This window comes from Nostoc sp. 106C (assembly GCF_002154725.1).
Classification (GTDB): Bacteria; Cyanobacteriota; Cyanobacteriia; order Cyanobacteriales; family Nostocaceae; genus Aulosira.
In genome coordinates, this window is the sequence record NZ_MTAW01000119.1 from 41,514 (window position 1) to 63,729 (window position 22,216).

Consider the following 22,216-nt stretch of genomic DNA (forward strand, 5'->3'; position numbering starts at 1 on the left):
ATGTAGTGAAACAGGAAAAAATTTTTAAACCACATCTATTTTGAGAACCATAGTTTTAAAAGTAGTGAGAGCATCTTGCTCCCTACTGTTCGTAGCGGGCTTTCCGTCTACTCTAGGTTTCAAAATGGACAAGGTTTATCTTTTTTTCTAAAACCTTTTTTTACTTTGCGTAATTTGTGCGCCCACAAGTTTTATGATTACAGCCGTAACTCACATTTTCTCAAATCGCTACAGAACTAGTGCAGCGCTGGCAGTCATAGCAGCATCTATCTTTTCCACAACTAGTGTAACTGCTCAAATATTTTCAGATAATCAACTACCGATTACCGCAAATGAAGTCCAGAACACTTGGACAGCGGCGAATAAATCAAATTACTACTATACCTTTATTGCCAATCCTGGGCAGTTGCGTGTCATCCTCGACACCCAAAGCGATCGCGGAACTGGAACTGTCTCAGCCATAGTTATGGACAAAAATCGCCGACAACTAGGAAGTATCAGTACATTATCTCAAGTATCTGGCAGCAAAAAACACAACGAACGTATTTTCCGAATTCATAAGCGTGAGCAATTAATTATACAAGTTGCCGTAGACAACTATTACCCACAGAAGGGCACATTTTTAGGTAGATTCAAGGTGCAATTACAGGGAAATATTGAAGCACCCCAGGCGGTACAAATATCGTCAGATAATTCAGTTGCGATTACCGTGAATGAAGTCCAAAATTCTTGGACAACAGACAATAAATCAAATTACTACTATACTTTCATTGCCAATCCTGGGGAATTGGGTGTCAGCCTCGACGCTCAAAGCGATCGCGGAACTGGAACTGTCTCAGCCATAGTTATGGATAAAAATCACCGAGAACTAGGCAGCATCAGTACATTGCCTCAAGGTCGTGGCAGTGAAAAACACAACGGTCGTAGTTTCCAGATTACTAAGCGTGAGCAACTAATTATACAAGTTGCTGTAGATAACTATTACCCTCAGAAGAGCGCATTTATGGGTAAATTCAAGGTGCAATTGCAGGGAAATATTGAAGCGCTCAAGCAATATGAATTCTAGCGTTTGTCATGCTCAAACAAAAATTCAAGATGCTAAAAATAGATTTTGAGTATAAACTAAAACCAATTTTCGAGAATTGGTAACTAGGTGCAATAATGTCTACTGCTACGGTTAAGGCTTGTAGTTTGGGGCGAAAAATTTATCTCAACGCCCACAGCTTTGGCAGAGCGATCGCTTTATTAATGATGCTGTGGGGGTGTGCAGCACCTGGTTTTAATGCCTCTAATGTCACTTGGAAGATTTATACTAATACCCGGTACGGCTTTGAATTTCCCTATCCTAACAACTGGAATGCTTTACCAGCACCAGACAATGACGATGGGATTGCCTTTGTTTCCCCTGAAAAAAATATAGTACAAATTCGCTCTTGGGCGGGTAATCGGCTACCAGAGTCTGTTAACCAAGCGGGGAATGCCAAAATCACTGTGAATCCCAACTTTAAGACTGCTCAAGGACTGTCAGGGGTAATGGTTGTAGAAGTAGGTCAGCAAGTAAGTTCAATGACCCTCACAATCACTCAGGGTCAAATCAAATACTACTGGCAAGGAAGAAGCCAAAGCCAAGATTTTACTGCTTACTATCGTTTTTTTTACTACATTGCCCAGCAATATAAAGTACTTAAGTAGCCAATTATATTAATTTTCACGAAATTACCTGTGTCATACCTTGACAAAATTTCGGATTGAGCATCAACACTAATTATAAATTTCCTCAAGAAGTTGGGCAAAGGGCAGCAAAAAAAAGCTGAAGCAGAAAGCGATAAAATTTTCCTTTTTCCTTTTGCCTTCAAAACCTTTTCCCAGCTATGGCAAACAGCACTTTGAAAAAACATCTGTTGAGTAGTTTCTCCCTTTGGATAGTTGAGAGGTGACACAAACCTGGTAGATTTAGCTTACAGCGAGTGAAAACTGGTAAAAATGAAAGTCCTGGTTATTGGTGGCGATGGGTATTGTGGTTGGGCGACTGCTCTTTACCTTTCAAATCAAGGTTATGAGGTCGGGATTTTAGATAGTTTAGTGCGGCGGCACTGGGATAACGAGCTAGGTGTCGAAACTCTCACTCCGATCGCGCCAATTCAGCAACGTCTCCAGCGCTGGTACGACTTAACTGGTAAATCCATAGACTTGTTTGTTGGCGATATTACTAATTACGAATTCCTCAACAAAGCACTGCACAAATTCCAACCCAGTGCCATAGTTCATTTTGGGGAACAGCGTTCGGCTCCATTTTCAATGATTGACCGTGAACATGCAGTTCTAACTCAGGTCAATAATGTAGTCGGCACTTTGAATTTGCTTTATGCGATGCGGGAAGATTTCCCAGACTGTCATCTGGTGAAATTGGGAACAATGGGTGAATATGGTACACCCAACATCGACATCGAAGAAGGTTACATCACCATTGAACACAACGGGCGCAAAGATACATTGCCTTATCCCAAACAACCGGGTTCAATGTATCACCTTAGCAAAGTCCATGACAGTCACAACATCCACTTCGCTTGCCGAATTTGGGGATTACGGGCTACAGACTTAAATCAGGGTGTAGTTTATGGCGTCTTAACCGAAGAAACGGGAATGGACGAATTGTTAATCAATCGCCTTGATTACGATGGGGTGTTTGGTACAGCACTTAACCGCTTCTGCATTCAAGCAGCTATTGGTCATCCCCTCACCGTCTACGGTAAAGGCGGACAAACCCGCGGATTTTTAGATATTCGGGATACAGTGCGGTGTGTAGAACTAGCGATCGCTAATCCTGCCCAACCTGGTGAATTCCGTGTCTTTAACCAATTTACCGAACAATTCAGCGTTGGCGACTTAGCGGTGATGGTGAAAAAAGCCGGGAACGCTATGGGATTGAATGTAGAAGTCAATCACCTAGATAATCCCAGAGTTGAGAAAGAAGAACATTATTTCAACGCTAAAAACACCAAACTACTCGATTTAGGTTTACAACCCCACTATCTCTCTGATTCTCTACTTGATTCTCTGTTAAACTTTGCTATCAAGTATCAGAAACGAGTTGATAATCAGCAAATTCTACCCAAAGTCTCTTGGCATAGAAAATAGGGTAAATTGTGTGTGCGGCTAATTACAGAACCTTATTTAAGTCAAGTAAGTTCCTGGCCTAACACTGGTCGTCATATCTTAGCGCAATATGACGACCATTCAATTGTTGTTTATCAGGCGTATCGTCCAGCTATTGGTGAATTTGCTGCTGCACACGGTTATTTTGGTGGAGAGTTTAGTCTTGAGCGCATGAGTTGGATCAAGCCTAACTTCTTGTGGATGATGTACCGTTCCGGTTGGGGTACAAAAACTGGGCAAGAAGTGATGTTGGCTATTTGGATTAAACGTTTTGCCTTTGATGAAATTTTAGCGATGGCTGTTCATTCCAGCTATATTCCAGAACTTTATCCAAATAGAAATGCATGGCAAACAGCCCTGAAGCAGTCACAGGTACGCTTACAATGGGACCCCGATCATCACCCATCTGGGGCCAAGTTAGAGCGCCGTGCTATTCAGTTAGGGTTACGAGGAAAAGTCCTAGCTACTTATGCCAAAGATTGGATTTTAAATATTGAAGACATTTCCAATTTTGTCCAACAACAGCGGCAAAACATTAATTCTGACTGTGCAGAATTGATTACGCCACGGGAGACAGTTTACGCTGTGATTGAGAAAGAAACGCAAAAGAAGCTGGAATTATCTGCTTGGACTGAATAGTTTTGCATGAAAATAGCCCTATTCACTGAAACCTTTTTGCCCAAGGTTGATGGCATTGTGACGCGCCTGCGTCACACCGTTGACCATCTACAGCGTCATGGAAATCAAGTCTTAGTAATTGCTCCTGAAGGCGGTATCACCGAACATAAAGGAGCGAAAGTTTACGGCGTGACTGGCTTTCCTCTGCCATTGTATCCAGAGTTAAAAATGGCACTACCTCGGCCAGCCATTGGTTACGCCTTAGAAGAATTTCAACCAGATATTATCCATGTTGTAAATCCAGCAGTTTTGGGATTGTCTGGGATATTTTATAGCAAAGTCCTAAAAATTCCTTTAGTAGCGTCTTACCATACCCATTTACCCCAGTATCTTCAGCATTACGGCTTGGGGATGTTGGAAGGCTTGCTCTGGGAATTACTCAAAGGCGCTCATAATCAAGCCGAGTTAAATCTATGCACTTCCACGGCAATGGTGGAGGAATTATCAGCACATGGTATTGAACGGGTAGACTTGTGGCAAAGAGGGGTGGATACAGAATTATTTCATCCTGATTTAGCTAGTGTCGAGATGCGATCGCGTTTAACACAAAATCACCCAGAAAGTCCGTTGCTACTCTACGTTGGTCGTCTATCTGCCGAGAAAGAAATTGAGCGCATCAAACCAATTTTAGAAGCAATTCCCCAAGCACGTTTGGCATTGGTAGGAGATGGGCCTCACCGCCAAGCATTAGAAAAACACTTTGCTGGCACGAACACCAACTTTGTTGGTTATCTCATGGGACGGGAGTTAGGTTCTGCTTTTGCGAGTGCTGATGCTTTTATCTTTCCTTCCCGCACAGAAACACTGGGATTAGTCTTACTAGAAGCAATGGCGGCTGGTTGTCCTGTCGTCGCAGCTCGTTCAGGCGGAATTCCTGATATTGTTACAGACGGGGTTAATGGCTATCTCTTTGAGCCAACAGCAGATATTCAAGGTGCAATTACCGCTACTGTTCGCCTTTTACAGGAGAAACAAGAATGTGACCTGATCCGTCAAAATGCCCGAAAAGAAGCCGAAAGGTGGGGATGGGCAAACGCCACACGCCAGCTACAAGATTACTATCAAAAGGTGCTATTTTCTCAAAAGCTGACTAGAGCTATCTAGGTAAGCATTTGAACACAAATGGCACTAAGTTAACCCATCAGGCGGATGCGCAAAAGCAAGATGTGGGGACATTGAGATATTTTGAGAAAAATTATCTTCGCGTCCCCCTTCGGCTGATTTTTGTGTGCTGTAGTAATTCTTAGTTAAATGGTGTATAGCAATATAAATCTAAAATCTAAAATTAAAATTCCCATGACACTCCCTAATCCTGGTAGCGTCCTGGCTACATTAACTGAACTTACGCAAGTTAATCGTACCCACGCTTTACTGCGTCGTGTTAAAGATCTTTCTGTTAACGAATTTGTTTGTTTACTCGATTTTATTACTGCTGAGTTTCAGCAATTTCTCAGAGCAATTGAACTGATCAATAATGAAGCTCTAGAAACTATGCTGGAGAAAGTCTTAGAAGCGATCACACTAAAAATTGGTCAAATTCTTCAAGCAGAGCACACGGCAATTTTTTTAGTAGATTATGACAAAGGCCAGCTGTGGTCAAAAGTTCCCCAAGATAATAGTCAAAAATTCTTAGAAATTCGCACTCCAATTACAGTTGGTATTCCTGGTCATGTTGCTAGCACTGGTCAATATTTAAATATATCTGAAACCGCTACTCATCCTTTATTTAGCCCAGAGCTAGAAAAACAAATGGGCTATAAAATTCGCAATCTTTTATGTATGCCAGTTGTTAGTAGCAAAGGCCAAACCGTAGCAGTGGTACAACTGGCTAATAAAGCTGGGGATATTCCCTTTAATCATGATGATGAGGAACGATTTCGAGATTTTGCTTCTTCGATTGGCATTATTTTAGAAAGCTGCCAAACTTTCTATGTAGCAGCTCGCAATCAACGGGGAGCCACAGCGCTTTTACGGGCAACTCAAACCCTAGGGCAAAGTTTAGATTTAGAAGCAACTTTGCAGATAGTGATGGAGCAAGCCAGGATTTTAATGCAAGCAGACCGCAGCACCTTATTTTTACATCGTAAAGAAATGGGGGAACTTTGGACAAAGGTTGCGGCGGCAGCAGATGGGACAAACTCAATTGAAATTCGGATGCCATCTAATCGCGGAATTGTTGGTTATGTGGCTTCCACTGGTGAAGCGGTGAATATCCCAGATGCTTATAAAGATCCCCGCTTCGATCCATCTACAGATAGAAAGACTGGGTATGTAACTCGCAATATTTTATGTTTACCAGTCTTTAATTCTGCCAATGAATTAATTGGTGTAACTCAGTTAATTAATAAGCAACAAGGTAGTTTTACTGCTTCTGATGAAGAATTCATGCGAGCTTTTAATATCCAAGCTGGAATTGCTCTGGAAAACGCTCGCCTTTTTGAAAATGTGCTGTTAGAAAAACAGTATCAAAAAGACATTTTGCAAAGTTTGTCTGATGCTGTCATTTCTACAGATATGGCAGGTCGAATTGTCACTATTAATGATGCCGCACTGGAATTACTTGGTTGTCCGATAGGAGATACTCATCAAAAAAGTAATAAACATTTGTGGGAACAAAATTTGCTTGGGCGCTTAGTTTGGGAAGTTGTGCCCATTGAAAATTTGCAAATGCGGCTGGAAGATAGTCTAAAAACCGGAGCAAAACATTACGTTCCCGAGCAAAGTTTAACTGTGGGACTGTACCACATCCAAAGTTCTGAGTGCCGAGTACCTAATGAAATGGATGCGGGATGGACACAGCAACGTCACAACCAAAGCAACACGCCTTCATTAGGGGAACTCTTTTACACCCCTGGTTCCTTAATTTTGGCAGTGTGCGATCGCCAAAATCCAGATATTTTTATTCCCTGGAATCTACCCCTTACTCCCCAATCTAAGTTTTTGAGTGCGAATGAGGTGCAAAAAGTCGAACGCAGCACCAATTTGACTGTGAATCCCTTAACTAACCCAGAGGGTGGAGTCCGGGGTGGTTTGGTGGTGTTGGAAGACATCAGCCAGGAAAAACGCCTGAAAACTACTATGTACCGCTACCTCACACCTCATGTTGCCGAGCAAGTGATGGCTTTGGGGGAAGATGCCTTAATGGTGGGAGAACGGAAGGAAGTAACAATTTTATTTTCTGATATCCGGGGATATACCACCCTTACAGAAAATCTCGGTGCAGCTGAGGTGGTATCGTTACTCAACCAGTATTTTGAAACAATGGTAGAGGCAGTTTTTAACCATGAAGGCACCTTAGATAAGTTTATTGGCGATGCTTTAATGGCAGTGTTTGGTGCGCCTTTACCCCTCACAGAAAATCATGCTTGGCGAGCCGTGCAAGCTGCATTGGATATGCGCCAACGGTTAGCAGAATTTAATCAGCGCCGGATTATTCAAGCACAGCCACAAATTCATATAGGCATTGGAATTAGTTCGGGAGAAGTAGTTTCTGGTAATATTGGCTCCCACAAACGTATGGATTATACCGTCATTGGGGATGGCGTCAATTTAAGTTCCCGCTTGGAAGGTGTGACAAAAGAATATGGTTGTGACATTGTTTTGAGTGAATTTACTTATCAACTGTGTAGCGATCGCATTTGGGCGCGGCAGTTAGATAAAATCCGCGTCAAAGGTAAGTATCAAGCAGTAAATATCTATGAGTTAATTAGCGATCGCACTACTCCTTTAGATGATGTCACGCAAGATTTTTTGTTCTATTATCAGTCTGGAAGAATCGCTTATTTAGCACGTAACTTCCAACGTGCGATCGCCTGTTTTGAAGCTGCCAAGAATATTCGCCCTCAAGACCAAGCCGTAAATATTCACTTAGAACGTGCTCATAATTACCAACAAACACCACCCCCTGATTCTTGGGATGGTGTCTGGACTATGACTGCTAAGTAACAGACGTTCAAGTAATAATCTTGCCTAACAAGCAAGGCTTAATAGCATTTGAAATTGAAGCATAGAAAACCAATTTAGTATTTTGCCGTGAATACTTGTATAAGTATACCAAACAAATTTAGATATTTTTTCTATGTTAGATTTTGTATTTAATTTTACTAAATACAGCGATCGCGGGCATGAAGACAATCTACCCTGCGTCTTTGGAGTTGATGATTATCGCAGAGTAAAGCCGGAGCCTCTAAAAAACGTCAGAAAACCAAAATTAAAGCTTTCTTATTGAGAATTTCGCTTGCTCCGGAGGGTGGTGTTAGTTATATTTCTAGCTTTATCCTTCAGGCTGATCCTGGTTATCCTGGTCATCCTGAAAAGGGCTTTCACCAATTTTTAGTTGTTTTTTTGTACGTTTCAACTGTTTCCAAAGCTCTTTTATTTGTTCGTAAGCTTCTTCTGGCGGTAATTTACCCCCTGTTTCTAAGTTACAAATATAACTTACTTTCTGAGCAAATTCCTGTAGATTTGCATTGAAAACTAAGTTTTCTGGCTTTACGTGACCGTAGTAGCGGCCACGAGGATAGAGAAAATCATCTTTACTCACTATTTTTTTCTCCACTTATTCAACTCCCCCTGTGTTTATATCTGAAGCTGAATCACTAGCCGCTCTAAATCTCTGTTTTATCCAGTCGGGAGTAATTGAAAAATAAATCCCTCTTGTTTAAACTTTTTGAGCAAATTTGTCAATTTTAAGTTTTGGCAGAGATTATCAAAGCTAAAAACCATTAAATATCGGGATTTACTAAGAAGGTTTTAATTAACGTTGCAAAAGTAGGTAGGATACTTTACTCCTGCTAGTTGCCAATTCATTACATCTTAATGCATGATTGCACGAAATAACGACCACCATTAACTACGCTAAAAGCCTGATTGTTAAGGTATTAATATATACTATATTGCTCAAACAAAATATTTTTTCTTGCATAGATAAATTTAATTACATTGTCAAAAAATACACTTGACTCAAAAATTTATTTTGCGCCAAAGATAATTTAACACTGCTATAGGAATCTGGCTTGATGAAAAAAAAGACCTAATTTTGAACCTCCTTTCTTTTCTGTAGATTGTTTGTTGCTCTTCTGATTCGCCAGTCGCTCATAGAAAAGCTGGACGTTACGCTGGTTTCCAAAGCAGTCGCTGCTAAAAAGACTAGGGCTGCGACAAAGTTTTCCTCCCCAGGAGACGAGTTCGCTATCGTAGCAAGTGGCGTGGGAAACGCTAAGACTGGGTTACCTATTGTCTACCTCTACGAGTAAATTCATCAATCAAATAACAGTGCTAACTGCCTGTTGTGATTGACCGTTGATTCATAAGCAATGGCTAATTACTAATAACTAAAGATAAAATGGTTTAGCTTTAAGAGCCAAAACCTGGCCATCACCTGTAAAATTACCGCTCACCATGTCTGTTTATTCCAAGTTATACGAAGGCAAAGCAAAAATCCTCTACAAGACGGATGATCCTGAAGTCTTGTTGGCTGATTTTAAAGACGATGCCACTGCCTTTAATGCCCAAAAACGTGGCAGTATCATAGGTAAAGGAAATATTAACTGTAGTATTTCCAGTAAACTGTTTCAGCATTTAGAAACACAAGGTATAAAAACTCACTATATTGACAGCCCGGCCCCACATCAAATGCGGGTGAAGGCAGTGAAAATTTTGCCATTAGAAGTCGTTGTGCGAAATATTGCAGCTGGGAGTCTATGTGAGCAAACAGGGCTGCCATTGGGCACAATACTAAAACAGCCGTTGGTAGAGTTTTATTACAAAAACGATCAATTAGGCGATCCTTTACTGACTCGCGATCGCCTTTACCTGCTGGAACTAGCAACTCCGGAACAAGTTGAGACAATTACCCATCTAGCATTGCAAATTAATGAGTTTCTGCGCAGCTTTTGGCTGCGTTGCGGTATTACCCTAGTAGACTTCAAACTAGAGTTTGGCTTGGACTCAAAAGCACAAGTGCTCTTAGCGGACGAAATTAGCCCCGACACTTGCCGTTTGTGGGACACAGCCCAAGAGGATACTAACCGCCGGGTAATGGACAAAGACCGCTTTCGCAAAGACTTAGGAAATGTAGAAAACGCCTACCAGGAGGTTTTACAAAGAGTATTACAAGCAGTAGAAAGCCTAAATTAAATAAAATCGGTAAAAATACCATTTTTATTTTTTACCTTTTACATGAGAGCATGATTGCCTTGTGATGGTGTGTGGACGTGATGAGGAAGTGAAATAAAATGCGTTTATCTCCCGTATTAGTGGCAGCGGTAACAATTACCGCTCCTTTAGGTGCCCCGCTAAGTGCAAATGCACAAGCCACTAACAATTTCCAACAGACAGCAGAGGTGTTTACACCGACGACAAATCAGCAGCCTGAAAATGACATCGGTCAAGAACGCTCTAGTGAAAATCTGGAATCTTCCGCGCACTCCCCAGCGATTTCGGCATTGGAAGGTCTCCATTCTCCTAATGTCGTGGCAGCATTCCCCAATCCCTCGTTGGGGACTATGACATCAGCAGTAATAGTGCCAACCACAACAAGGCCACAAACTACACAAATTCCTCAAACACCCCCTAGCGCAGGGGTGAGAGCACTGAAGGGTCTCCAGCCCCGGACCATCGTGGCAGCATTCCCCAATCGCTCAGCTGGGACTATAACGCCCACAACGATACAAATGCAAAAACCCCCTAGCGCCGGGGTAAGGGCACTAGAAGGTCTCCAGCCTCGGACGATCGCTACATTACCAAATCAGTCAGCAGAGACTGGGACAGCAGAAGAATTAGTGCCAAGCACAACACCAAAAACTGCACAAATTTTCCAACAAACGCCACAACCTACTCTCCAACCTACTCCCCAGCCAATCCCACAACAAAGAACCCCACAGCCTACTCCCCAACAAGCACCATTTCCCAACATTCCCACCCCAGGTACGCAACAACCAGCACCTGCTCCGGCTCCTGGTAACGCTCCATCCCAGGACAATACCAACCCACCAGTAGGGGCACCTGTATTTCCCACTAATCCAGAAACTACTCCAGAATCAAGTGAACCCCGCGTACTAGTATCAGAAGTAGCGGTGAGATCCCAATCTGGGCAACTAGCACCAGAACTGGAAAATCAAGTTTACTCAGCGATTCGTACCCAACCAGGAAGGACGACTACCCGCGCGCAACTTCAAGAAGATATCAATGCCATCTTTGGTACAGGTTTCTTCTCGAATGTCCAAGCAGTGCCAGAAGATACACCTTTAGGTGTAAGGGTGAGTTTTGTTGTCCAGCCAAACCCAGTCCTCACCAAGGTGCAAATCCAAGCAAATCCTGGTACAGGTGTTACTTCTGTACTCCCACAAACCACTGCGGATGAAGTTTTTCGCGATCAGTATGGCAAGATCCTCAACTTGCGTGACTTGCAGGAAGGTATCAAGCAATTAACCAAGCGCTATCAAGACAAAGGATACGTGCTAGCGAATGTCATCGGAGCACCCCAAGTCTCAGAAAATGGAATTGTTACCTTACAGGTAGCTGAAGGGGTAGTAGAGAACATTAGAGTCCGGTTTCGCAATAAAGAAGGTCAAGATACAGACGAGAAGGGACAACCAATCCGGGGAAGAACACAGCCATACATCGTCACGCGAGAGTTGGAGTTGAAGCCAGGACAGGTATTTAACCGCAACACTGTCCAAAAAGACCTACAACGGGTATATGGGTTAGGGATCTTTGAAGATGTCAACGTTTCTCTTGATCCTGGTAGTGACCCCAGCAAAGTAGATGTAGTGGTGAATGTGGCTGAACGCAACAGCGGTTCTATTGCCGCAGGTGCGGGTATTAGTTCTGCCAGTGGACTATTCGGCACTATTAGTTATCAGCAGCAAAACCTCAATGGTAGAAACCAACGTCTAGGAGCTGAGTTACAAGTAGGTGAACGGGAACTGCTGTTTGACCTACGCTTTACAGATCCTTGGATTGACGGCGATCCATATCGGACTTCTTACACAGCTAATATTTTCCGTCGTCGTTCAATTTCCTTGATTTTTGATGGCAAAGATGAAAATATTGAGACCTTTGCACCTGGTGATACCGAAGGCGATCGCCCCCGTGTGGTTCGTTTAGGTGGTGGTGTAACTTTTACCCGTCCGCTTTCAGCTAATCCCTACGCAAATTCCGAATGGACTGCTTCAGCGGGTTTCCAATATCAACGAGTTTCCACCAAAGATGCTGATGGCAATAGCAGAACCCAAGGCACAATCTATAGGAATGGACTACCGACAGAATTAATTCCCCTGACCCAATCTGGGACAGGTGACGACGATTTGTTGCTACTTCAACTGGGAGCACAACGCGATCGCCGTAATAACCCCTTGCAACCCACTAATGGTTCTTATCTTCGTTTCGGGGTCGATCAGTCAGTTCCCATAGGGCAAGGTAGTATCTTCCTCACACGGTTACGGGGTAGCTACAGCCAATATGTTCCGGTCAGCTTAATTAGCTTCAGCAAAGGGCCGCAAACTCTGGCTTTTAACTTGCAAGGAGGCACTGTTTTAGGTGACTTACCTCCTTATGAAGCCTTTACTTTAGGTGGTAGTAATTCCGTTCGTGGTTATGAAGAAGGTACATTAACTAGCGCTCGCAGTTATGTGCAAGCCACTGTTGAGTATCGCTTCCCTGTGTTCTCAGTAGTCAGTGGGGCACTATTTTTCGATTTTGGTACTGATTTAGGAACCAGTACCAGAGCAGCTGAATTACTGAACAAAAATGGTACTGGCTATGGCTATGGTCTTGGTGTTCGTGTGCAATCACCATTAGGACCAATTCGCATTGACTACGGTCTCAACGATGAGGGTGACAGCCGGATCAATTTTGGGATTGGCGAAAGATTTTAACTTAGTCAAGAGTCCAAAGTCTAAGAACTCTTGACTCTTGACCCTAGAACAGGAATTATTAATATTTTCAGGTGCAGTTCGCAGGTTTAGCTAAATCTGAATATGAACAATACCAACCGCAAGATACTGACTTTTTGTTTATGCAACAACACACAATAGCTGCACCATTCACTCAAACCGGAGTGGGGCTGCATAGCGGTGTGAATACCCACGTTCGGATACTACCAGCCGATGTGGGTAGCGGGCGCTACTTTGTGCGAGTGGATTTACCAAATTCACCAATCATCCCAGCCCAAGTTGCAGCAGTTAGTCAAACTCTTCTCTCAACCCAATTGGGTAAAGGTGAGGCGTGCATCCGTACTGTCGAGCATTTATTGGCAGCTCTTACGGGTATGGGTGTAGATAACGCTCGGATTGAAATTGATGGGCCGGAAGTGCCACTGCTGGATGGTTCGGCGAGGGTATGGACAGAAAGCATCGCCCAAGCTGGCTTGCGATCGCAAGCCGTAACTGGCCGCGAACTATCCGTGGCTATTAAAGAGCCAATTTGGGTTTATGAGGGAGATGCCTTTACTTGTGCTCTCCCGGCATCAGAAACCCGTTTTAGCTACGGTATTGACTTTGATCTGCCTGCTATTGGTAACCAATGGCACAGCTGGTCACTAACTGCCGATCTGGAAAATGCCTCTGCTAGCTTTGCTACAGAAATTGCTCCCGCACGCACCTTTGGTTTGTTGCATCAAATCGAACATTTGCAGCAGTCTGGCTTAATCAAGGGTGGTAGCTTGGAGAATGCACTCGTCTGCGGCCCTGATGGTTGGTTAAATCCACCATTAAGATTTGCAAATGAGCCAGTACGTCATAAAATCTTGGATTTAGTAGGAGATTTGAGTTTACTAGGAAATCTTCCTCGTGCTCACTTCTTAGCGTATAAAGCCAGCCACAATTTACATATTCAACTGGCACAAAGGATTTTAGATTTTGGATTGATTCACAAATCTTAACCTTCAAATTTAGAATTCCTTCGCTGTTCGATTCCAGATTGAAAAACAAGCGCACAGCCAATGACAACCCTCACCGAAGCCGATAGCATTAAAGCTCAAAGCACACCGGAACCGAAAAAAATCTTCACCACTGAAGAAATTCAAAACCTCCTGCCTCACCGCTACCCGTTTTTACTGGTAGATAAAATTATTGACTATGTTCCAGGAAAACTAGCGGTAGGTGTGAAAAACGTCACTGTAAATGAACCTCAATTTCAAGGTCATTTCCCAGGAAGGCCACTGATGCCAGGAGTGCTAATTGTTGAAGCAATGGCACAAGTAGGCGGTATAGTCCTGACGCAACTACCAGATTATGACGCAGGTGGACTATTCGTGTTTGCTGGTATCGATAAAGTCCGCTTTCGTCGCCAAGTAGTTCCAGGAGATCAGCTAATCATGACCGTGGAACTGTTGTGGGTAAAACAGCGTCGTTTCGGTAAAATGCAGGGTCGTGCTGAAGTTGACGGTCAGATAGCTGCTGAAGGCGAATTAATGTTTTCTTTAGTAAACTAAAAACCTGCTCTTGTGGTAAGGGCACAGCCGTGAAGTGCCTTTACTGAAACCTGAAAAAGGATAGCAGTAAAACTAACTAGCCACAAGAGTAATTTATAATTTCTTAATTTCGTCGCCCTCACACTTAACTTGCTTTGCCCGACACTTTCGGTAACTGAATACTTGTGTTCAGTAACTGAGAGCTTAAATGTTCCGCAACGCCAGTCGCCTCAACGGGGAAACCCTAGCAGTACGCTGCCAGCCTAAACCCAGAAAGGCGCAGGCTCTCAAGACAGTTCTGGAGATTCACCCTTGAAGACGCTTATTCACCCAACTGCTGTAATTCATCCTAACTCGGAACTCCACCCATCAGTGCAAGTCGGTGCCTATGCTGTGATTGGAGCGCATGTTAAAGTAGGTCCTGAAACAATAATTGGCGCTCATGTAGTGCTAGAAGGACCCTGTGAAATTGGGGCGCGAAATCAGATTTTCCCTGGTGCAACTATCGGCATGGAACCCCAGGATCTCAAATATGTGGGAGAACCTACCTGGGTCAAAATTGGTGACAATAACCAAATTCGTGAGTACGTCACCATTAACCGCGCTACTGGTGCAGGGGAAGCGACAGTCATTGGCAACGGCAACCTATTGATGGCTTATGTCCATGTGGCTCATAACTGCGTTATTGAAGACCATGTGATTATTCCCAACTCCGTAGCGCTGGCGGGTCATGTTCATATAGAATCACGCGCTAGGCTTGGTGGGGTTTTGGGAGTCCATCAATTTGTGCGTATTGGCAAGCACTCAATGATCGGGGGTATGGCACGTATTGACCGGGATGTGCCGCCATATATGCTTGTGGAGGGTAATCCGGCGCGAGTGCGAACCCTCAACTTGGTAGGGCTAAAACGCTCTGGTATGGATCAGGGCGAGTTGCAAACCCTCAAAAAAGCTTTTCGGATTCTTTATCGCTCTAACTTAACCTTTAAAGAGGCTTTGGAACAGCTGGAACTGCTAGGTGATACCGAACAGCTACAACACCTGCGACGCTTCTTACTACTCTCTAAAATGCCAGGAAGACGGGGTTTGATTCCTGGAAAAGGTAAACCAAGCGCTAGTGATGAATCCTAAGTCAGTTAGAAGTTTGAGTTGAGGTCTAAATCCCCAACTCAACTTAGAATAACAAACCGCAAAAGACGCAAAGGTCACGTTAGCCGGAGGCGTTCCCGAAGGGTAGAAATAAGAGTTTGAAAGAGATTGTGCGTAAGTACAGGATTACTCTATTGCGTTCTTCTGTGCGACTTTGCGTGAGACAAAAAAGATGTTTTCCTGTCCCTTATTTTCTCCTCAATTACCAAATGCGGATATTTATCAGCACTGGCGAAGTATCTGGCGATTTGCAAGGTTCTTTACTAATTGCGGCACTGAAGCGTCAAGCGCTGGCTGCTGGCTTGGAGTTAGAGATTGTGGCACTGGGTGGCGAAAAAATGGCAGCGGCAGGGGCAACCATACTGGGCGATACTAGCCATATCGGCTCAATGGGTCTTTTAGAATCCCTGCCTTATCTTGTACCTACTCTTCTAGTGCAACGAAAAGCGATCGCCTACTTGAAGCAAAATCCCCCTGACTTGGTGCTGCTAATTGACTATATGGGCCCAAATCTCGGCATTGGTACTTATATGCAACAGCATTTACCAAAAGTGCCGGTGGTTTATTATATAGCTCCCCAAGAGTGGGTGTGGTCGGTCAGTTTGCGTAATACTAATCGCATTGTTGGCTTTACAAATAAGCTCTTAGCCATCTTCCCCGAAGAAGCCCGTTATTTTCGCCAGCAAGGTGCCGATGTTAGCTGGGTGGGGCATCCCCTAGTTGACCGGATGCAAACTGCTCCCAGCCGCCAGGAAGCCCGCGCTAAATTGGGTATTTCCCCAGAGGCGATTGCGATCGCTCTATTGCCTGCTTCTCGTCATCAAGAATTAAAATATCTTTTACCAGTAATTTTTCAAGCTGCCCAAACTATTCAAGCGAAATTACCAGAAGTTCATTTCTGGATTCCCCTATCTTTAGAAGAATTCCGAGAACCAATTGCAGCAGGAATTCAGCGTTACGGTTTACGGGCCACAGTCGTATCGGATCAACAAAAAGAAGTTTTTGCTGCTGCTGATTTTGCCATTACCAAATCAGGCACTGTCAACCTGGAACTTGCCCTGTTAAATGTACCGCAAGTAGTTGTCTATCGTCTAAACCCAATTACGGCTTGGATTGCCCGTAACATTCTTAAAGGTTCTATCCCCTTTGCATCGCCAACCAATTTGCTGGTGATGCGGGAAATTGTGCCAGAGTTTTTACAAGAGCAAGCTACAGCAGAAAATATTATCCAAGCCGCAATGGAATTACTGCTCAATCCCGATAAGAGACAGCAAACTCTAGCCGATTATCAAGAAATGCGGCAATGTTTGGGAGAAGTAGGAGTATGCGATCGCGCTGCTCAAGAAATTTTGCAAATGCTACCGGATATGAGAGTTTAGATTTTAGATTGGGAGTTATTTGTAAAAATTTCAGAGTCAGCTTAGAGGTGTCATGGCTCATGAGTTGAGAAAGCAACGACCAATCGCGGTAGACTTGTTCGCTGGTGCAGGCGGCATGACTCTTGGCTTTGAACAAGCTGGCTTTGATGTACTCGCATCGGTAGAAATTGACCCGATTCATTGTGCCATCCACGAATTTAACTTTCCTTTCTGGACGGTGTTATGCCAAAACGTTGTGGATACAACCGGGGATGAGATTAGAAAGCGATCGCAAATTGGCGATCGTGAAATTGATGTAGTAATTTGTGGGAGTCCTTGCCAAGGTTTTTCTATTATTGGTAAACGAGCTTTTGACGATCCACGCAACTCTTTAGTATTTCACTTTCATCGCCTAGTTTTGGAGTTACAACCAAAATTTTTTGTGATGGAAAATGTCCGAGGTATCACAATCGGCGAACATAAACAAATTCTCAAAACTTTGATTAGCGAGTTTCAAATTAAAGGTTATCAAGTAGAAGAAAATTACCAAGTTCTCAATGCTGCTCATTACGGAGTACCACAAGCGCGGGAAAGATTATTTCTCCTAGGAGCACGGGAGGATGTAGCTTTACCAAAATATCCCCAACGCATTACCCAAGTAGCAAAGCCAAATCACTCCTCACAAAATTCATCTTTACTGCCAATTAGTCCTACAGTCTGGGATGCAATTGGAGATCTACCGGAAGTCGAAAAATATTCAGAGTTACTGCTAAGAGATTCGGTAGTAGCAGAGTATGGCAAACCCAGTAATTATGCTCTGACACTTCGCAGTATTAAGACTTTAGAAAATGATTATTCATACCCACGTAAATTTGATTCCCGAATTCTCTCTTCCAGCCTCCGTACTAAACACTCAAGTGCAACTATTGAACGCTTTGCTGCTACAGTTCAAGGGGAAAGAGAACCAATTAGTCGTTTTCATAAATTACATCCATCTGGTGTTTGTAACACCTTAAGAGCAGGTACAGATATGTATCGAGGTTCTTTTACTTCTCCTAGACCAATTCATCCTTTCACGCCCAGATGTATCACAGTTAGAGAAGCGGCGCGGCTGCATTCATACCCCGATTGGTTTAGATTTCATATAACTAAATGGCACGGCTTCCGCCAAGTTGGTAACTCTGTACCTCCTTTTTTAGCCAAGTCAATAGCATTAGAAATCATGAAGGCGCTGAGGATACTTCCCTCTAAGCCTGAAGCAATCCAAGAACTTGGTCATGAAAGTTTATTGCATTTTAAAATGTCAGAAGCTGTTAAATATTATTTGTAATTTCTAATAAGACCGCTAAGGCTATCATTACCAAAGCATTACTTTTATTGCAAGCTGAAGAACAATTAAGTCAACTAGAAACGGTATTAGCATTTTTTGCTACGTTTGTAATAGATAGTGCATTAGTTAAACAAATCATGAGGTGGGATATGACAATATTGCGCGAGTCACCCTGGTATCAAGAAATTCTGCGTGAAGGTGAAATCCGTGGTGAACAACGCGGTGAACAACACGGAAGACGTGAACAAATGCTAGCGAACATTGAAATGACATTGGAGATGAAATTTGGCAGTGAAGGGTTACAACTAATGCCCCAAATTGCCCAAATTGCCGATTTAGAAAGCTTAACAGCGATTTTGCGAAGTGCGTAGGCGTAGCCAGTCGCAGACATCGCAGCAGATACAATTGAGAAATTACAATTATCGATACCTAACTGAGTGACATCAGACTGCATAAACTAGCGATCGCTAACCTATTGATTGAGTGAAGGGGTTGAAACCTGGAAAACACTGCTCACATCAAAAGGAAAACGGTCATGAAAACTCAAATTTTGTTAAGCCTTGCTTGTTCTATGTCTCTTTTGGGTGCTCTCACAGTACCAGCTAGCGCTCAACCAGTTCCTAGCGTATCGCCTCAACCCACTGTGCAGCCTCAGCCCCAAGCAGTCAGTCAAGATCTAACTATTCCTCAAGATACAGCAATTATTGTCTCGTTTCCTGCATCTGTCACTGTAGATGTTGGGCAAAAGAAAGATTATCCTTTGACACTTCCTTTAGCTAGTGCGATTAAAGATGCTCAAGGTAATGTTGTAGCACCAGAAAATACTCCCGTCACCATTGTTCTTAAACCCACTGATGGAGGGGCTAAAATTGTTGCACAATCGCTGGTAATTAATGGTCGAATTGTCTCAATTAAAGCATCGAGTCAGATGATTCCTGGCACTACTATTACCCAAAAGCGAGCTAATGATAAAGCTGTAGAAAACGGTTCTGTTTGGGGTAGACTAACCGGAAGTACCTTGGGCTTTTTGAGCAATGGAGATCCTGAACAGTTTGACCGAGGTGCAATGCTAGGGAGCGCCATTGGATTAGTCTCAGGCTTGCGTTCGGCAGAAAATACCCGTATTGTCCAAATTCCCCAAAGCAGTGTTTATGTTTTGTCGCTTGAAGCTCCTATCCAATTGTCTGCTCGCTAATTTCATCTTCAGTGGAAAAACCAGATTCCTTGGGATGCAGTATCGTTAAATGAAAACCATGTCGAGTTTCGGTTTTCAAATAGCGCTCCTGTAATGGTTGCCACTGCTGCCACAATTGGTAACGATTTTCTGCTAATAATTTAGTCAATCCATGCAGATGACTATGCATATCTGACTTAAACACATCTTCTAGCCACTCAGTCAATACCACACTATCATGCATCGCACCCAAGATGTCTTGGATACTTTTGACATCTACAATATAAGCTGCGTATGACTCACTGTATAGATCAGAAAATAACTCCATTTGATAGCGAACCCGTTTAGCTTGTTTGCGTAAATTATGAAGTGTTTCACCGTTATTTATTAATTGTTGTTCTACCTTGTCTGCTTCCCACCCTTTGCGAACTTTTAACTCCGATTCTCCGACTTCGGTTCCCACGAGCCAACCGGGATGTAACAAAAACTGACTCACTTCTGGTAAAAGTAAATCTGGTAGAACTTGCTGAATAGTAATCGATGCTAAATCTTTATAGCTTGGTTTTTCTAACCATTCTTCCAATTCTTGTTTTAGGGATTTGTAAGATTCATCCTTTAATGTTGTTTCTACTGTAGATAGTGCTTGTTCCCTTTGCTTTGATATAGCATCAAATGCTGTATGCAAATATTTCTGTTCTTTTTTAGATAAACGCGGTTTATAATCTTTTTCTAGGGTTTCTTTGAGTACATCTAAATCTCGGAGATTACCAAGACGGCGAGCAATTTTACCGATATTTTTATCACTAATCGGCTTTGATAAATCTAAGGCTATGACAAACCTGCTTACAGCGGTACGTAACCGTCGCATCCCTACTCGCATTTGATGCAAAGCTTCTGGATCTTCATCTTTCTTAACTGATTTTTCCCACTTTAAGGTTTTCTTATAATGTTTTTGAATCGCCTGGTAAGCGTAGTCTCCAAGAGTTTGCACCGTTGCATTTGTATCTAATTTCATAATTTACAGCAATCTCATACTGAATCAGGTTATTGCATAATAGCACTAGACAAAAAATCGCATATATAACTTTTGATATTTTTTTAAAGTTAAATTTTTATAAAAAATTTTAGTATAATACTGAAGAAGTTATTATCTGGAAATCCACTGTAAATTTCACCACGATTTTTGTGGTTATCGCTAATTTTAAATCAACTATGATAACTGGCAAAAAAGTAAATTAGCTAATATTTATATAGGTAAAATTAGTATCATTTAAAATATTGACATAAGCTAACCCGCCTTTAAGTTGCATAATCCTTAGCCTCAGAAGGACGCGGCGACGCGGAGAAAGGGAGACTCGGGGATGCAATTTGAATGATTATTAGCTTAATAATCAAAGCGACAAATACTTAAAAACATTGTAAAATGTATAACTCTTATTTAAGAGAAGAAGTCTTTCTGAGGTTTACAAAGAGTTTTCAAAAACGCAGAAAAGACCTTTCGGCATTACTGCTAACCTCACATAAGTAGCTCTGGTTGGGTTCAAATGAAACTTCAACCATTGAAAGACTCTATTTAATAGATACTAACAACTTTGGAGACTATCAACACTTTCGAGTAGCAAAATTTATTAGTTTACCTGTACCAGAAACTGAGGAAATTAATATTGAAGGGCTTGCTTGTACAGATTATTACCTATGGTTTGTAGGTTCCCACAGCTACAAGCGTAAAAAACCTAAATCCAATAATAGCCAAGAATCGGCTGGTAGATGATAACACAGTCATAGCCGATGTGTTCAACTTGACTAGTACAAAAAGATAGAGGAGTAGGGGAGAAGTCAAAGGTGAACGAGCGTCGGTACGAGCATCACCCGTTCGACAAAGTCGTTCCCGCAGGGTAGGGAGGAAAAATGACTCTTGACAATTAACTTCCTGATAGTGGAGGTAATTTAAAGATTGGTGGAAATCGCCTGCACAGGACAGGTGGGGATACACTGTTCACAGACAATACAGCGCGATCGCGTGAATGTCAGCTTGTATGTCTCTGGGTTTAGGGTTAGGGCTTCAGTCGGACAAACCCCAGTACACAAGCCACAGTCGACACACGCCTCTTCATCAATGATAATTTCACCCAATGTATGAGAAACATTAATATTTTGCGATCGCATCCACTCAATGGCAGCATCTAACTGATCGATGTCTCCTAAAAGTTCGACAACTAGTTTGCCAATTTGATTGGGAGCGACTTGGGCACGGATAATATTGGCAGCAACATTGAACTCTTTTGCCAGCCGATAAGTAACTGGCATTTGTATGGCGCGTTTGGGAAAAGTAAGAGTAACTCGTTTTTTCACTGATTTCGCAGAGACTTTATCTCTGTTCTAACGTATCTTTATTTCTGTCGCGCTGTAGTGAGTCGCATTTTTTATCCCCTTGCCCCTGCTCATCTCCCTTATCCCCAATCCCCGTTAAACTGAATCCCCACTCGGTTCTACCGCAGTGAAGTCAAGGTAGTAATCTGTACCTACCTTAAAAAAGTCTTGGGCATCAGGATTAGTGATGCACATTTCTAATTTGCCATTTGGTGTGGCTCTCCAAAATCTTGTACTTTCATTGGGTCCCCTGGATACTGCCATGAGAGTAACTGAAGTGCTACCGCTAGAATGCTTGGTTACGCTTTCTACATAAAATTTGGCTCGCATTATGAGTTCTCCTAACAGAAAATTTTTATACAGTAGGAATTTCCAACAATTTATACTTGCTTGGTCTGCCCGTCCAGGTGTTTCTCAATCCTGGTTACACGAAACACAATAATTTCAAGCTGACCTGACGTGCGCTCACGATGCGTAGCAGCTTCAGCCGCATCTTTTTTCATTTCTCCAGTTGCCTTAAAGAAAAATGTGATTGCTGCCAAAAATAAACCAGCAGCGGCAACATCAATACCAATCATGGAGGACTC

Annotated in this window: 20 protein-coding genes and 1 pseudogene; 16 read left to right on the forward strand and 5 right to left on the reverse strand. The window is 42.7% G+C overall.

Translation table 11 applies throughout. The features are described from left to right. Positions 1–193 precede the first annotated feature (193 nt). The 6 genes from BV375_RS16480 (at position 194) to BV375_RS16505 (ending at position 7,779) form a co-directional block, all read left to right on the forward strand. Positions 194–1,066, forward strand: a complete 873-nt coding sequence (locus BV375_RS16480) for a hypothetical protein (RefSeq protein WP_086762297.1) — start codon at positions 194–196, stop codon at positions 1,064–1,066. 95 nt (positions 1,067–1,161) lie between these two features. After that, positions 1,162–1,692, forward strand: a complete 531-nt coding sequence (locus BV375_RS16485; protein ID WP_086762299.1) for a hypothetical protein — start codon at positions 1,162–1,164, stop codon at positions 1,690–1,692. 291 nt (positions 1,693–1,983) lie between these two features. Continuing rightward, a complete protein-coding gene (locus BV375_RS16490; protein ID WP_086762301.1) occupies positions 1,984–3,138 on the forward strand; it encodes an NAD-dependent epimerase/dehydratase family protein in 1,155 nt (384 codons plus the stop codon). Positions 3,139–3,150: 12 nt separating this feature from the next. Continuing rightward, entirely contained in the window at positions 3,151–3,795 is a 645-nt protein-coding gene (locus tag BV375_RS16495) for a DUF4291 domain-containing protein (protein WP_086762303.1), read from the forward strand. Between the two features lie 6 nt (positions 3,796–3,801). Beyond that, the gene (locus tag BV375_RS16500; RefSeq protein ID WP_086762305.1) at positions 3,802–4,938 is read left to right on the forward strand and encodes a glycosyltransferase family 1 protein; all 1,137 of its coding nucleotides are present in this window, start codon (positions 3,802–3,804) and stop codon (positions 4,936–4,938) included. Between the two features lie 192 nt (positions 4,939–5,130). Continuing rightward, entirely contained in the window at positions 5,131–7,779 is a 2,649-nt protein-coding gene (locus tag BV375_RS16505; RefSeq protein ID WP_086762574.1) for a GAF domain-containing protein, read from the forward strand. 328 nt (positions 7,780–8,107) lie between these two features. Here the strand turns inward: BV375_RS16505 and BV375_RS16510 are convergent, their stop codons facing one another. Then, complete coding sequence (locus BV375_RS16510; protein WP_208095787.1) at positions 8,108–8,392, reverse strand: hypothetical protein; 285 nt, start codon at positions 8,390–8,392, stop codon at positions 8,108–8,110. 842 nt (positions 8,393–9,234) lie between these two features. Between BV375_RS16510 and purC the strand changes: the two genes are divergently transcribed. From purC to BV375_RS16560, 9 genes and pseudogenes are all read left to right on the forward strand, one after another. Further along, positions 9,235–9,972, forward strand: a complete 738-nt coding sequence (gene purC / locus BV375_RS16520) for a phosphoribosylaminoimidazolesuccinocarboxamide synthase (RefSeq protein ID WP_086762311.1) — start codon at positions 9,235–9,237, stop codon at positions 9,970–9,972. A gap of 98 nt (positions 9,973–10,070) precedes the next feature. Next, on the forward strand, positions 10,071–12,713 hold the full coding sequence (locus BV375_RS16525; protein WP_086762313.1) for a BamA/TamA family outer membrane protein: 2,643 nt from the start codon (positions 10,071–10,073) through the stop codon (positions 12,711–12,713). A gap of 140 nt (positions 12,714–12,853) precedes the next feature. Next, on the forward strand, positions 12,854–13,717 hold the full coding sequence (lpxC, locus tag BV375_RS16530) for a UDP-3-O-acyl-N-acetylglucosamine deacetylase (protein ID WP_086762576.1): 864 nt from the start codon (positions 12,854–12,856) through the stop codon (positions 13,715–13,717). A 60-nt stretch (positions 13,718–13,777) separates the two neighbouring features. Further along, on the forward strand, positions 13,778–14,269 hold the full coding sequence (gene fabZ, locus BV375_RS16535) for a 3-hydroxyacyl-ACP dehydratase FabZ (RefSeq protein WP_086762315.1): 492 nt from the start codon (positions 13,778–13,780) through the stop codon (positions 14,267–14,269). 291 nt (positions 14,270–14,560) lie between these two features. Beyond that, on the forward strand, positions 14,561–15,379 hold the full coding sequence (lpxA, locus tag BV375_RS16540) for an acyl-ACP--UDP-N-acetylglucosamine O-acyltransferase (protein ID WP_086762317.1): 819 nt from the start codon (positions 14,561–14,563) through the stop codon (positions 15,377–15,379). A gap of 227 nt (positions 15,380–15,606) precedes the next feature. After that, a complete protein-coding gene (lpxB, locus tag BV375_RS16545; protein ID WP_086762319.1) occupies positions 15,607–16,776 on the forward strand; it encodes a lipid-A-disaccharide synthase in 1,170 nt (389 codons plus the stop codon). Positions 16,777–16,828: 52 nt separating this feature from the next. Further along, positions 16,829–18,085 carry a DNA cytosine methyltransferase gene (locus BV375_RS16550; protein WP_086762321.1) on the forward strand — a complete coding sequence of 419 codons (1,257 nt, stop codon included), beginning with the start codon at positions 16,829–16,831 and terminating at the stop codon, positions 18,083–18,085. A gap of 17 nt (positions 18,086–18,102) precedes the next feature. Next, positions 18,103–18,456, forward strand: a pseudogene (locus BV375_RS16555) (transposase); the annotation flags it as partial. 164 nt (positions 18,457–18,620) lie between these two features. Then, complete coding sequence (locus BV375_RS16560; RefSeq protein WP_086762323.1) at positions 18,621–19,280, forward strand: hypothetical protein; 660 nt, start codon at positions 18,621–18,623, stop codon at positions 19,278–19,280. Here BV375_RS16560 and BV375_RS16565 read toward each other — a convergent pair. Next, a complete protein-coding gene (locus BV375_RS16565; RefSeq protein WP_086762325.1) occupies positions 19,258–20,274 on the reverse strand; it encodes a CHAD domain-containing protein in 1,017 nt (338 codons plus the stop codon). The genes BV375_RS16560 and BV375_RS16565 overlap by 23 nt on opposite strands. Before the next feature lie 519 nt (positions 20,275–20,793). Between BV375_RS16565 and BV375_RS16570 the strand changes: the two genes are divergently transcribed. Beyond that, on the forward strand, positions 20,794–21,030 hold the full coding sequence (locus BV375_RS16570; RefSeq protein ID WP_243713961.1) for a DUF3616 domain-containing protein: 237 nt from the start codon (positions 20,794–20,796) through the stop codon (positions 21,028–21,030). A gap of 176 nt (positions 21,031–21,206) precedes the next feature. Here the strand turns inward: BV375_RS16570 and BV375_RS16575 are convergent, their stop codons facing one another. From BV375_RS16575 to BV375_RS16585, 3 genes are all read right to left on the reverse strand, one after another. After that, on the reverse strand, positions 21,207–21,611 hold the full coding sequence (locus tag BV375_RS16575) for an NIL domain-containing protein (RefSeq protein WP_086762327.1): 405 nt from the start codon (positions 21,609–21,611) through the stop codon (positions 21,207–21,209). A 114-nt stretch (positions 21,612–21,725) separates the two neighbouring features. Beyond that, a complete protein-coding gene (locus tag BV375_RS16580; RefSeq protein ID WP_086762329.1) occupies positions 21,726–21,959 on the reverse strand; it encodes a hypothetical protein in 234 nt (77 codons plus the stop codon). A 50-nt stretch (positions 21,960–22,009) separates the two neighbouring features. Beyond that, a complete protein-coding gene (locus BV375_RS16585; protein ID WP_086762331.1) occupies positions 22,010–22,207 on the reverse strand; it encodes a hypothetical protein in 198 nt (65 codons plus the stop codon). Between the last annotated feature and the right edge of the window lie 9 nt (positions 22,208–22,216).